Source organism: Flavobacterium sp. MDT1-60, from assembly GCF_014844035.1.
GTDB lineage: Bacteria > Bacteroidota > Bacteroidia > Flavobacteriales > Flavobacteriaceae > Flavobacterium.
Genome location: NZ_CP062159.1, coordinates 4,215,904 through 4,229,463 on the forward strand (window position 1 = coordinate 4,215,904; position 13,560 = coordinate 4,229,463).

The following is a 13,560-nucleotide window of genomic DNA, read 5'->3' on the forward strand; positions in this document are numbered from 1 at the left end:
TACATTATGAAGAAAAAATTTATTCGTTTTAGTATTTTAACTTCATTCTTCGTATTATTTTCTTGTAATGATAGCAATAAACTAACCGAAGTTGTTGAGGTTCCACTGCCAACAAAAGAAGAAAAAATAACGATCGGCACACCTGATGATATAAAAGCAGATCCCGGTTCGTTTGAACTTACCAAATTGACGTTTACTTATGATGGACTAGCTCCTGATATACGTTCTCTTACTTTAGAAACACATTATTCAAAACATTATTTATCCTATACGAATAATTTAAATAAAGAGATTGTTTCGACGGAATTTGAAAACATGCCGATTGAAGATATCCTGAAAAAAATGGATCTTAGTAACGCTAAACTTCGTCAAAATGCGGGAGGTTATTACAACCATACCATGTATTTTAATCTTTTGACACCAAAAGAGCAAACTCCAAAAGACACTTTAGCAGGTTCTATAAATAAAGAATTTGGTTCTTTTAATAATCTAACGAACCAATTTAAAGCTATGGCTACAAAACAATTTGGATCGGGATGGGTTTGGCTAGTCGTTGACAGGTATGGAAAACTTCAGGTAAGTCTTACAGGGGATCAGGATAATCCATTAATGAAAAACGCTTTGATACCCGGAACTCCAATAATGGGAATTGATTTATGGGAACACGCTTATTATCTCGATTATCAAAATAGAAAAGGAAGTTATATTGATGCTTTTTACAAACATATTAATTGGGAAAAAGTAAATGAAAATTATAAAGAGGCTTTGAAGAAAGTCAAAAAAGTATAAAACAAAAAAAGCTGATATATTATATGTATCAGCTTTTTTTATGTCTCCAGATAAAGAATTATTTCAACTCAAAAATAAATGATTCTGAAGGTGCAATTTTTACTTTTGTAATTCCCTCTCCATTAATTACTTTCAGCTGAACTGTATTCTTTTGATATAATTGATCTGTTAATTTATATTCCCCATCCTTTAAATTCCATTTTGAAATAATATCAGATGGGACTTTTAAATCAAACTCACTTGTTTTTTCAGAAGAAAAATTAGCAACAATTATTAACTTCTGATTTTCAGACCAACGAACATACGAATAAAGTAATTGATCATAGCCGGCATTATTCTGACGATTTACAGATTGAATTTCCTGGAAACTTCCCATCAAGGCAGAGCTATTAACTGAAAAATTCAATAATCGTTTGTAAAAATCACGCAAATTTTTCTCTGAATCAGAAAGCTGTCCTCCATCAAACTTTCCTTCATTCATCCAACGCTGATGATTTGGAACTCCAATATAATCAAAAATAGAAGTTCTGGAATGCGTTCCGAAACCCGCATTTTCATTTCCGGCCTCTCCTACTTCCTGTCCAAAATAAACCATTGTTGGTGACGTACTAATTGTAGTCGAAACAACCATCAAAGGTTTTCCGCGTTCAGCATTTCCTGCAAATTCAGGACTTGCCAGACGTTGTTCATCATGATTATCTAAAAAATGAAGCATATGATGTTCGATATCCGACATCCCTTTTTGAATATCTGACAAACCATCCGGAGACGATTTCCCCTTAATAATATCTTTCAACTTATCGTAAGTTTCTACTTTATCATATAAATAATCCATTTTTCCTAAACGAATATAATTGCGATATTCATTTGGATTGTAAACTTCAGCCAATAAGAAAGCTTTTGGATTTTTCATTTTGATTGCCGAGTTCATATAACTCCAAAATTCGTACGGAACCATTTCAGCCATATCATATCTAAAACCATCAACTCCTTTGGCTGTCCAGTATAAGGCAATAGATTTGAATTTCTTCCACGAATCCGGAACGTCCTTATCTTGCCAAAAAACAAAATGTTCCTCATAAGACTTTTGATCAAATCCGGCCGGAAGTTCAGGAAAATCTTTAGAACCATCCGGACGAATTCCGTAATTAACCTTTACCGTTTCATACCAATCGTTTTGATCCGGCTTTACTTTTCGTGAACCATTTCCCGTCCATTTTGCAGGATTTTCATCAAATACACCATCAATCATCAGATTTTTTTCTCCATTTAATGGAATATCACCATCTGGAATTTCAAAATGGTTTTTCGGTATGTAATAAAAATTATTATCTCTTTTATACTCCACATTTACATCATCATCTGCACCAAAATCCCTTACACCTTCAGGATTATTCTTGCCTTCATATTTTCGGGCAATATGATTTGGCACAATATCAATAATTAACTTTAAACCAGCCTTATGCGTACGACTGATCAGTGCTTCAAATTCTTGTAATCTATTCGCTGGATTTACAGCCAAATCTGGATTTACGTTATAATAATCCTTAACTGCATAAGGCGATCCGGCGCGGCCTTTTACTACTTCAGGATCATCATTTGAAATTCCGTAAGCTGTATAATCTCGAACTAAGGCATGATGAGGAACGCCAGTATACCAAATATAGGTTACACCCAAATCTTTAATTTCGTGAAGCGCTGTATCCGTAAAATCATTAAATTTTCCGACTCCGTTTTCTTCAATGGTCCCCCAAGGTTTGTTTGTTGTGTTTTTATTTCCAAATAAGCGTGTAAAAACCTGATACACCACAATTTTCTTTTCTGTAGTACTTTCTTCTCTAGCAGTATTCATTTTTAAATCTTTTGTTTTACATGCCGAAAACAGCACGGTTACAGCCATTCCTGCAACTATAAATCGTTTATTTATCATATTATTTTTTATCATCTGATCTTTTTGAGGTCTCAGAATTAAATTACTTCTTCTAAAAACTATTTTCTAAATTTAGTTTAATTTTTAAAATTCAAATGGAATTCAATTCAATTTGGTTCAAAATGAGTTAGAAATGATTTACTACAACGTGAGAGTCCTGTCTTTTGTTGATAATTAAAAAAGGTACAGAGGAACAAAGGTTCATGGGGGCAAAGGTTTTTAAAATGACTTAAAAACATTTTTCAAATGGATTTTTAAGATCTAACCTATTTCGAAATTAAAAAACCTTTGAACCTTCAAAAGAAAACAATTATAAATTAATCCTAATATCCATAAAGGTTGTATCCTTTTTCATAAATTTGACAAAAATTTAATCAATTGAAGAAATCACTGTTTTTCATATCTTATTGCTTACTTCTTTTAAGTGTTCAGAGCATTTTTGCGCAGGCGCCTAAAAAAATTATTGTAGAAAATGCCGATTTTTCTGATGTCAATCAAGAATTAATGCCAGATGCACTTCTACTTACAGGAAATGTAAAGGTAAATCATGACGGTGTTGTACTAACTTGCAATAAAGCATATTTTTTTCAAAAAGAAAATTATCTTAAAGCTTTTGGTAATGTACAATTGGTTCAGGGTGATACTTTATATTTAAATAGTAAATATGCCGAATATAACGGGAACATAAAAAAAGCATTTGCTACCGGAAATGCCGTTATGACCTCTCCAGATGCAACTTTAGCAACTGATACCATCAATTTTGACCGAAATGTTCAGGAGGTTTTTTATAACACAAAAGGGACAATCGTTAATAAGGATAACACTCTGGTTAGTAAATCTGGAAGATATTATGTAGCCGAAAAAAAGTTTCAGTTTTTGACAGAAGTAACACTAACGAATCCTAAATATGTTGTAAAATCAAATCATTTGGATTACTACAGTAATTCAGGACACACCTATTTACTTGGCCCATCAACTATTACAAGTAAAGCTAATTATATTTATACCGAAAAAGGCTTTTATGACACCAAGAAAAATCTGGCGCACTTCCTCAGAAAATCTTATATAAAATACGATGACCGCCTTATAGAAGGCGACAGTTTGTATTACAATCGGAATACGGAATTTGCATCGGCAACACGAAATGTAAAAATTACTGATTCTATTAATCGCGGAATTGTAAAAGGACATTACGCTGAAGTTTATAAGTTAAAAGACTCCATGTTTGTAACCAAAAGAGCTGTCGCAGTTAATTTTGTAGATAATGATTCGGTTTATATTCATGGAAAAAAATTAATGGTTACAGGAAAAGAGGGCGAACGAATTTTGAGAGCTTACAACAATGTTCGTTTCTTTAAAATAGATATGAGTGGTAAATGTGATTCAATACATTCTAATTCTAAAACTGCCTTAACAAAATTGATAGGAAATCCAATTCTATGGAATGGTGATAATCAAATTACTGGCGATGTAATGCATTTAATTGGAGATAATACTACCAAAAAATTAGATTCCCTAAAAGTTCTCAATAACACTTTCCTGATCTCGCGGGACACTCTTGGAACAGGATTTAATCAGGTAAAAGGGCTCAATTTATTTGGAAAATTCAGGGACGGAAAACTTCATGATGTTGATGTTATCAAAAATACCGAAGTTATATATTATTCGCGAAATGAGGCCAATGAACTTGTGGGAATTAATAAAAGCGTAAGCAGTAAAATCAATCTTATTTTAGAAAATAATGCTATTGAAACCATTACTTTTTTTAAGAATGTTGACGGCGATATTTATCCGGAAATCGATTTACCTGAAAATGCCCGAAAATTAAGAGGTTTCGTCTGGCGAGGTGATGAAAGAATAAAGTCGAAAGATGATATTTTTACCGCCGAGGATAATGAAATGAACGACAAATTAATTCAGGAAGGAAAAGACCAGGAAGCAAAAGACAAAGATGTCCCGATGCAAGTCAGAAAAGAAACACTTGACTACGACAAAAAGAAACCTGCAGTTAAAACAAGTACTGCTAAAGCAGAAACTACAAAAACCAGTACAAAGACTAAGAAGTAGTTTTCAGTCGCAGTGGCAGTTTTCAGTTTTTCAACTTTGCTAACTTTGCTGTAAAATATCGTTGCATTTTCTCGTTCCAGTTTTCAATTCAAACCTGAAACTAAAAAACTTAGAATCTTAGTAGCTTAGCAACTTAGAACCTCAAAAAAATGAATTCAGATTTTATAAAATACCAGGCACAAACTTCTCCCTATCCACTCGGAATGGAAGTTTCGCATGCCATTGGTTCCTATATTTACGACACTAACAATAAAAAATATTTAGATTTTGTTGCCGGCGTTTCTGCGTGTACACTTGGGCATCAGCATCCGAGAATTAATCAGGCCATAAAAGATCAGTTGGATAAATATTCGCATGTAATGGTTTATGGCGAATATTCACAAAGTCCAGCTGTTCAATATTGCAAATTATTAGCTTCTCTCCTACCCGAATCTCTAAATAAAACCTATTTAGTCAATTCCGGTACAGAAGCAATTGAAGGTGCGCTTAAATTGGCCAAACGAACAACAGGTCGCAGTCAGCTTATTTCGTGCCACAATGCGTATCACGGAAACACGATGGGCTCGATGAGTGTTATGGGATTTGAAGAGCGTAAACAAGCTTTTCGCCCATTACTTCCGGATGTAGATTTTATAACCTTCAACAACGAAGAAGATTTACAGAAAATAACAACCCGAACCGCAGCAATTCTTTTAGAAACCATTCAGGGCGGTGCCGGATTTATTCAGCCGGAAAACAACTTTTTACAGAAAGTTCGTAAACGCTGTGATGAAGTCGGAGCAATGATGATTGTCGATGAAATTCAGCCAGGTTTCGGTCGAACGGGAAAACTTTTCGGCTTTCAAAACTATGATGTCGTTCCGGATATTGTGGTAATGGGAAAAGGAATGGGAGGCGGAATGCCAGTGGGCGCATTCACCTCTTCTGCTGAAAAAATGGATCTTTTAACAGAAAACCCGAAGTTAGGTCACATCACCACTTTTGGAGGTCACCCTGTCATTGCGTCAGCTTGTTTAGCGACTTTGCAGGAATTAACTGAGACTAATTTAATACAAGAGACCTTAGAGAAAGAAAAACTCTTTAGATCGCTTTTGGTACATCCTTTGATAAAGGAAGTTAGAGGAAAAGGATTAATGCTTGCTGCGATGACTGAAACAGCTGAAATAACTAATCAGGTTATTTTAAATTGTCAGGATAAAGGATTGATTTTGTTCTGGCTGTTGTTTGAAGGTTGCGCTATACGAATAACACCGCCATTAACCATTTCTGAAGAAGAAATAAAAGAAGGTTGTGCCATAATATTAAACATTATGGATGAAATCATGAAAAAGAGTAAAAGCTAATTTAAAGCTATTGGAACGAGTTTCCATTAAAAAATAAAATTGGAATAATAACAAAATAATCTTTTATATATCAAAAGATTATGACTAAAAACAGAATAAAAAACTCTGTCCATATTGTTAATTAAATTGTTCAAAACAATTAATTTCCTTTCCCCACAACAATAATATGGTTGCCTAAATTTATAACAGGCTAATTTCAAATAAAGACAGTATGCAATTAAGCAACGAAGAAGAAGATTATAACCTATCCCTATCCAAATTTGAGTCAATGTTAAAAACTAACAAGGTACTCTTTTTTGACTCTGAAGAATTTGAAGAAATTATTCTTCATTATTTAGACATAGGTAAGGCTAATTTAGCAAAAAAGGCCTTAAAACTTGCATTAGACCAACACCCAAAATCTACAGGCTTAAAATTAGTACAAGTAGAAATGCTGGTTTACGACGACAAACTCGAGATCGCCGAAAAGCTCTTGAATGAGTTGTATGCAATCGAACCTAACAACGAGGAAATTTACATCCAGAAAGCTAATATTTGTTCTAAGAGAGATCAACACGAAAAAGCGGTAGAATTGCTTAAAATTGCCTTGCAATATACTGACGACTACGCCGACGTGTACAACCTGATTGGAATGGAATATCTTTTTATGGATAACCTTGAGATGGCAAAAGACAGTTTTATCAAATGTCTTGAAGAAGATTTAGAAGATCAGTCTGCCTTGTATAACGTGGTTTATTGTTTTGAATTTTTAGATCAAAATCAGGAAGCCATCGTTTATCTAAATGATTATATCAATAAAAACCCCTATAGTGAAATCGCCTGGCATCAGCTTGGTCGCCTGCATTATGGAGTAAAAGAATATGAAAATGCTATTCGTGCCTTTGATTATGCAACTTTAATTGATGACGAGTTTTTAGGTGCTTTCATGGAAAAAGCAAAAGCACATGAACGTTTGAAAAAATACCATGAAGCTATTGAAAGCTACAACAGAACCATCGAATTGGATGATGCAACTTCATACGCATTATTGCGTATTGGAAAATGTTATGAAAAATTAGGGAATTCCGTAAAAGCACTTCAATATTATAACCAAACCGTTCATGAAGATCCTCTTTTAGATAAGGGATGGATCGCGATTACCGACTTTTATGTTCGCCAAAAAAACTTTCAAAAAGCATTATTTTTTGTAAATAAAGCTTTGGCTATCGATAATCAAAATCGTTTGTATTGGAAACGTTATGCAACGATTAATAAGCAAATGAACTTTTTTGAGGAAGCTGAATTTGGATACAGAAAAGCGGTTGAATTTGGTGATTATGCATTGGATACGTGGTTGTTTTGGGTTGACATTTTACAGTTCTTAGGTGAATTTGAAAGTGCAATTCAAACTTTATTGCAAGCTTCAGAATATTTTCCGGAAGAAAACGAAATCGAATATCGTTTAGCCGGACTGTATTTTATGGTTCAGGATAACACAAAAGCAAAATTTCATTTAAGCAATGGTTTACGTTTAAACTTTGACAATTACATTTTGATCGAAGATTTATTTCCTGTGGTCTGGACAAAAAAAATGGTTAAAAATTATATTGAAAAACATAGAAAACAATAATGATTGATATTTTAAGAAGGCGTTTTGGCTTATTGGGTCGTAATATAAGTTACTCTTTTTCAAAGGGATATTTTACGGAAAAATTTAGTGATGAAGTTTTTGTCGGTAACAGCTACGAAAATTTCGATATTTCTGAAATCAATCATTTTGCCGGATTGCTAAAAAACAATCCTGATTTAAAGGGTTTAAATGTCACCATTCCTTATAAAGAACAAGTAATTCCTTATTTGGATAAACTATCAACAAAAGCAAAATTAATTGGGGCTGTCAATACCATTAAGTTTACCAAAAATGGAAAACTTAAAGGTTACAATACTGATTATTATGGTTTTAAAAAATCATTAAAGCCATTATTACAACCATATCATAAAAAGGCACTTATTTTAGGAACTGGTGGCGCATCAAAAGGCGTTGCGTTTGCACTTGATGAACTTGATATTCCGTATACTTTTGTATCGAGAGAAGCAAAAGAAAATATCATTGATTATGACTTAATTAATGCCACAACTTTTGACAATTTCCAAATCATAATCAACTGTACCCCTGTTGGAACAAGTCCAAATATTGAAGCTTGTCCTGATTTGCCCTACGAATTCTTTACTGATAAACATATTGCATACGATTTAATATATAATCCGGCAGAAACGCAGTTTATGAAAAACGCCAAAAAATACGGAGCGATTACAAAAAACGGATATGACATGCTTATTTTTCAAGCGGAGAAAGCATGGAAAATATGGAATAAATAAAAAAGCTGTCCAAATAAAATTTTAAAGTAATTTTCGTAACTTAGTCTATTCATTAATAACTAGTTATGAAAAAAATATACTTGCTTTTTATTTTATATTTCTAGGAATTACAACTTCAAAAGCGCAAGGAACGGAAGTTGAAGAAAAAATTCCATTTACTGAGCCTCGTTTTCGATATTATCTGCAAACTTTACTTTTTTTTAACGAATATCTCGATACAGATAATGGTTCTTTTAATACCACACAAGTACGCGGCTTACTTCCAATTGGAAGCAAGGCATGGAATTTAAGATTTGATCTCCCTTTGATATCAGCCAATACTAACGAAACAAACAAAACCGGAATTGGAGACGTTGGTATGGGGATTAGTTATATCCCTTATATGAAAAATAGCCAAGGTATTGCTGTACGAGCAAGGGTTTATACTAATTCTGCAGTAGACCCCGCTTTCGGATCCGGAAAATGGGTAGTCATGCCAGCCTTTTTTTATGGTAGATATTTCAATTCCAAAAAAAACCTCTGGATTTCCTCCTTTGAATACCAACAAAGTTTTGCAGGCTCAAGTCAACGTAACGATGTTAGCATTGCTGTTCTTGAAAGTGTATTGTTTCAATTCTTTGGTAAAAATTGGGTTGCCGGTGACGTTGCATTGAGATATAATAACACACTAAATGGATATCAAAATAATGCTTACGTAGAATATGGCAGAAGAATAACCCCCACTAATTTAGTATATATTCACCCAAGCGTTGCATTTGGCGGAGACAAAACATATAATTATGGCATAGAAGCAGGTGTTTTGATTTTATTTTAGTTCTATTCATAAACAGTAACATGAAATTCCATTAAAAATCTTGTTCCTTTTTCTATATAAACTAAAAATATTTCACCGTTTTATTGTTTTCTTTATTTATATTCAATTTACATTTACTTTAAATAAAGAATTAAAATTTTATAGATATCTACAATATGATTTGATAAAATAGGAATTTTATCGTAAAATCTGTTATAAATAAGGGAATTATTTTGTATTTAGAAACACCTTTACTATCTTTCGCAATGTTTAAAATAAAAACCTTACACATTTAAAATGTTAGAAGAAAAGAATGATAACCTGCAAGAAGCAGATGGAAAATCAGGAATCGAAATTAGCGATTCTACACAAAATGAAGCAATTGAAATATTGAGTTCTGAAATAGCGCCGGAAAATGAAATTTCGCCTGAAAGTGAAATGGAAAGTACAGTGGAAGTTGAAGAAACCAATCATCAAACAGCACTTGACGCTATAACAAATTCTAATGCTGAAGAAAGTGAAGATGAGACGCTAAAAGAGCGCCATGATATTCCTATGCAGGATTATGATACTTTTTCATTAGATGCCCTTGTTGACGAATTAAAAAAACTTGTCAATACAGATAAAGTAATGTCTGTAAAAGATCATATCGAGGAAATTAAAAAATCATTTTTATTACAATACAATCATCTTATTGAGGAGAAAAAAGAGGAGTTTAATGCTTCTAAACAAGATCCAAACGAAGAATTTGAATATCATTCTCCATTGAAATCTAAATTTGATGAATATTACAATGTTTTCAGAGAAAAAAGGAATGCACATTTTAAACATTTACAAACCAATTTAAAATCAAATTTAGAGAATCGACTAGCAATTGTTGAAGAACTAAAAGAGCTTATAAATCCGCAGGAAAACATTAAAGACACTCTTAAGCATTTTAATGACTTAAGAGAAAGATGGAAAAATGCCGGAGCAATCCCTAAAGATAAATACAATCACGTTTGGAATAACTACCACTTTCATGTCGAAAATTTCTATGACTATCTGCATTTAGACCGTGAAGCCAGAGATCTTGACTTCAAATACAACCTTGATCAAAAGCAAAAAATAATTGCCCGTGTTGAAGAATTGGTAAATGAAACTGATATCAGTAAAGCATTTCGTGAATTGCAGGATTTACACAGAATCTGGAAAGAAGATATCGGACCTGTTTCTAAAGAACACCGTGATACAATCTGGAATAAATTCAGTGAACTAACTAAAAAAATTCACGATAAAAGAGAACTTTTATTTGAAAGCCAAAGAGCAAACGAACAACAGAATCTTGAAGTTAAAAAAGCTATTATTGCTACAATAGAGGTTCTGGCCACTGAAAAAGTAGGATCTCATTCACAATGGCTGGTACAAATACAAAAAGTAGAAGCGTTAAGAAATGAATTCTTTGCAGCCGGAAAAGTTCCATCTGACGTAAACGAAGAAACCTGGGCTGCGTTTAAAACTGCCGTTAGAAACTTTAATTCTTTTAAAAATTCATTTTATAAAGACATTAAAAAAGATCAAAACGACAATTTAAATAAAAAAATGGCTCTTGTTGCCAAAGCAAAAGAACTACAAGAAAGTGTTGATTTTGGTACCACTACTCCAATAATGAAACAAATTCAGGAAGAGTGGAAACAAATTGGGCATGTTCCTAAAAAATATTCAGATAAAATCTGGAAAGAATTTAAAGATGCTTGTAATCATTATTTCAACAAGTTAAAAGAACACAAATCTGAAGAAAATGGTGATGAAGTAGCTGCTTTTGATAACAAAAAAGCATATCTGGATACCTTAAGAGCTTATCAGTTAACCGGAGATCATAAAACAGATTTAGACGCAATAAAATTACATATCGAAACCTGGAAAGGGTTTGGAAAAGTACCTTTTTCAAGACGTCATATTGAAGGGAAATTCAATAAAATTTTAGATGCCCTTTTTGAAAAACTAAGTTTGAGTAAAAAAGAAACTGAAATGATGCGTTTCTCTAACAGAATTGATTCTTTGTCTGAAAGCAATGATACTCGCAAATTAGATAACGAAAAGATTTTCTTAATGCGTAAGATTGAAGAAGTTCAAAACGAAATCTTTCAATTAGAAAATAATATTCAATTTTTCACGAATACTAAAAACGCTAAAAAAGAAAATTCAATAGTTCTTGAAGTTCGCAAAAACATTGCTATTCATAAAGAGAGCCTTGATGTTTGGAAAGATAAGCTTAAACAATTACGTAATTTAGGTCAGGAATAAGATTTAAATACCACAAATAAATAAGGTGTAATGAAAGTAATCATTGCACCTTATTTTTTACTAAATAATTCTACCGCAAAGCGGTTAAATCCCTCAAACTTAACATTGTAATACAATTTCATAAAATTATTCTATAAAATATTGATTATATTTGAGTATCAAAAGATTATAAACCTTAATATTTTATAAAATGAAATTTACTAGAAAAGCAAATGCCAACTGGAAAGGAACAGGCATGGAAGGAGCCGGAACAATCAGTACTCAAAGTACAACATTAAATAATGCGCAATTATCCTTTAAAACAAGATTTGCAGATGGCGTTGGTACAAATCCGGAAGAACTTGTTGCTGCAGCGCATTCAGGCTGTTTTACAATGCAATTAAGTTTCTTATTGAATGAAGGAGGTTTTACAGCAGATGATCTATCTACAGAAGCGACAGTAACTTTTGAAGACGGAACCATTACCCTAATTCACTTAGATTTAAAAGGGAAAGTGCCTTCAATTTCAGCTGAAGAATTTGAAAAAACAGCTGTAAAAGCAAAAGAAATCTGTCCGATTTCCAAGCTTTTAAACACAACTATTACATTATCTGCTACTTTAGTTTAGACAATAAAAATTTTCAAGCATAAAAAAATCCCGTTTCAAAACGGGATTTTTTTATAATAGATCAAATGAAATTATTAGTTCATTGTCGCTTTTAATGCTTTTGCTTCAGCAGTCATTTCTAACGCTTTGTAAACACCTAATAATGTTTTAGATACATCTTCGTTTTTAGGATCTAATTCGTGTGCTTTTTTAAGGTAAGGAATAACACCTTTAAAAACGTCTTCTCTTTGTCCTTTTAAAACATTATAACGTTTCGTATCTTTATCAGAAGTCCCCAATTTATTCATCTCATCGATAATTGGTTTTTCAGCCTCTAATTTTAAAGCTGCAAGATTAAGATATGCATTTGTATAGCTTGGATTGATTTCAATCGCTTTCAGGTAATATTTCTCAGCATCTGCTTTGTTACCTGCGTTACCACTGATAACTCCTAAATTGAAAATCAAGTCAGCGTTGTTTGGATCTTTTTGCAGAGCCTCACCAACTAATTTTTTGTAAGTATCGAAATCTTTAGTTTCAAGATATAAGTTAGCCTCTGTAAGAATCAAAGAACTATCTTCAGGATTCGTTTTTCTCGCATCAGCAATTGCTTTTTTAGCATCTTCTGTACGACCTTCCTGAACCATAATTAAAGCTAAGTTTTTATAGATTTCTCCTCTTTTAGAAGGGATAGTTTCAGTTTTAGGCTTTTCGTGAGTTCCTAATTTTACAGCTAAATCTCTTTCATTAGCAGTATTAAAACCGTCTTCATTACCAGAAGCTTTATTTAAAGCGGTATAACTAGTTCCTTTACCAGAATAATTCAATTTTTTCAATTCTTCATACATTGGCAAAGCAGTTTTATAATCCTGAGCATTTACTGCTGTAGAAGCTGCATAGTATAAATTGATAGTATCTTTTTTATCTAATAAATAAGCATCATACAATTTTTTCGCACCTTCTGCATTCTTGTTTGCCTGACTATCTGCAATAGCAGAATTAATCAATTTCCCTTTTATTTCAGTAATTGAAGCAGCAGCCTGAGTTGAATATTTCAATTTCCCAGACGCTTTTTCAATATCAATTAATTTTTTATAGCTTTCAGCGGCAAGTGATAAATTTTTACTCTCCTCTACTTTTTTATTCGCTAAATCCAGGTAAGCATTTCCTTGTACAGAGTAGTACTGTGCCTGTTCAACATCTTTGGCGTTAACCACCAAATTTTCTGCATCTTTTAATATCGCAATTGCTCCCTGAGCATCTCCGCTTTTTAATGCTTTTTCAGCACTTTTAATCTGATCTTTTTGAGCAAAAGTAGCTACTGAAATCAATAATGCTGATGCAAGTATTACATATTTACTTTTCATAATATTCAATTTGTGTATTTAATTTAATTTACGTGGTTTTT

10 protein-coding genes are annotated in these 13,560 nt (G+C 32.7%); 8 read left to right on the top strand and 2 right to left on the bottom strand.

Annotated elements, in window-relative coordinates; genetic code table 11:
• Positions 1–6 precede the first annotated feature (6 nt).
• The gene (locus IHE43_RS17725; RefSeq protein ID WP_192185135.1) at positions 7–789 is read left to right on the top strand and encodes a superoxide dismutase; all 783 of its coding nucleotides are present in this window, start codon (positions 7–9) and stop codon (positions 787–789) included.
• Between the two features lie 58 nt (positions 790–847).
• On the opposite strand, the gene IHE43_RS17730 is transcribed toward IHE43_RS17725, so the two are convergent.
• Complete coding sequence (locus IHE43_RS17730) at positions 848–2,719, bottom strand: alpha-amylase family glycosyl hydrolase (RefSeq protein ID WP_192188248.1); 1,872 nt, start codon at positions 2,717–2,719, stop codon at positions 848–850.
• 378 nt (positions 2,720–3,097) lie between these two features.
• Here IHE43_RS17730 and IHE43_RS17735 point away from each other — a divergent pair, with 378 nt between their 5' ends.
• From IHE43_RS17735 to IHE43_RS17765, 7 genes are all read left to right on the top strand, one after another.
• Positions 3,098–4,786, top strand: coding sequence for an OstA-like protein (locus IHE43_RS17735; protein ID WP_192185136.1), 1,689 nt, complete (start codon positions 3,098–3,100; stop codon positions 4,784–4,786).
• Between the two features lie 149 nt (positions 4,787–4,935).
• Complete coding sequence (locus tag IHE43_RS17740) at positions 4,936–6,129, top strand: aspartate aminotransferase family protein (protein ID WP_192185137.1); 1,194 nt, start codon at positions 4,936–4,938, stop codon at positions 6,127–6,129.
• A 211-nt stretch (positions 6,130–6,340) separates the two neighbouring features.
• Positions 6,341–7,738, top strand: a complete 1,398-nt coding sequence (locus IHE43_RS17745) for a tetratricopeptide repeat protein (protein WP_192185138.1) — start codon at positions 6,341–6,343, stop codon at positions 7,736–7,738.
• Positions 7,738–8,487, top strand: coding sequence for a shikimate dehydrogenase (locus IHE43_RS17750; RefSeq protein ID WP_192185139.1), 750 nt, complete (start codon positions 7,738–7,740; stop codon positions 8,485–8,487). The genes IHE43_RS17745 and IHE43_RS17750 overlap by 1 nt, the downstream gene beginning before the upstream one ends.
• 304 nt (positions 8,488–8,791) lie before the next feature.
• Positions 8,792–9,301, top strand: a complete 510-nt coding sequence (locus tag IHE43_RS17755) for a hypothetical protein (protein ID WP_225585194.1) — start codon at positions 8,792–8,794, stop codon at positions 9,299–9,301.
• Between the two features lie 276 nt (positions 9,302–9,577).
• A complete protein-coding gene (locus IHE43_RS17760) occupies positions 9,578–11,566 on the top strand; it encodes a DUF349 domain-containing protein (RefSeq protein ID WP_192185140.1) in 1,989 nt (662 codons plus the stop codon).
• Between the two features lie 190 nt (positions 11,567–11,756).
• On the top strand, positions 11,757–12,173 hold the full coding sequence (locus tag IHE43_RS17765) for an OsmC family protein (RefSeq protein WP_192185141.1): 417 nt from the start codon (positions 11,757–11,759) through the stop codon (positions 12,171–12,173).
• Positions 12,174–12,247: 74 nt separating this feature from the next.
• On the opposite strand, the gene IHE43_RS17770 is transcribed toward IHE43_RS17765, so the two are convergent.
• Positions 12,248–13,519, bottom strand: a complete 1,272-nt coding sequence (locus tag IHE43_RS17770) for a tetratricopeptide repeat protein (protein ID WP_192185142.1) — start codon at positions 13,517–13,519, stop codon at positions 12,248–12,250.
• Between the last annotated feature and the right edge of the window lie 41 nt (positions 13,520–13,560).

Coding starts and splice junctions, on each gene's coding strand:
- IHE43_RS17770 (WP_192185142.1), bottom strand. CDS start 13,519: ATGAAAAGTAAATATGTAATACTTGCATCAGCATTATTGATTTCAGTA.
- IHE43_RS17740 (WP_192185137.1), top strand. CDS start 4,936: ATGAATTCAGATTTTATAAAATACCAGGCACAAACTTCTCCCTATCCA.
- IHE43_RS17725 (WP_192185135.1), top strand. CDS start 7: ATGAAGAAAAAATTTATTCGTTTTAGTATTTTAACTTCATTCTTCGTA.
- IHE43_RS17730 (WP_192188248.1), bottom strand. CDS start 2,719: ATGATAAATAAACGATTTATAGTTGCAGGAATGGCTGTAACCGTGCTG.
- IHE43_RS17750 (WP_192185139.1), top strand. CDS start 7,738: ATGATTGATATTTTAAGAAGGCGTTTTGGCTTATTGGGTCGTAATATA.
- IHE43_RS17760 (WP_192185140.1), top strand. CDS start 9,578: ATGTTAGAAGAAAAGAATGATAACCTGCAAGAAGCAGATGGAAAATCA.
- IHE43_RS17765 (WP_192185141.1), top strand. CDS start 11,757: ATGAAATTTACTAGAAAAGCAAATGCCAACTGGAAAGGAACAGGCATG.
- IHE43_RS17745 (WP_192185138.1), top strand. CDS start 6,341: ATGCAATTAAGCAACGAAGAAGAAGATTATAACCTATCCCTATCCAAA.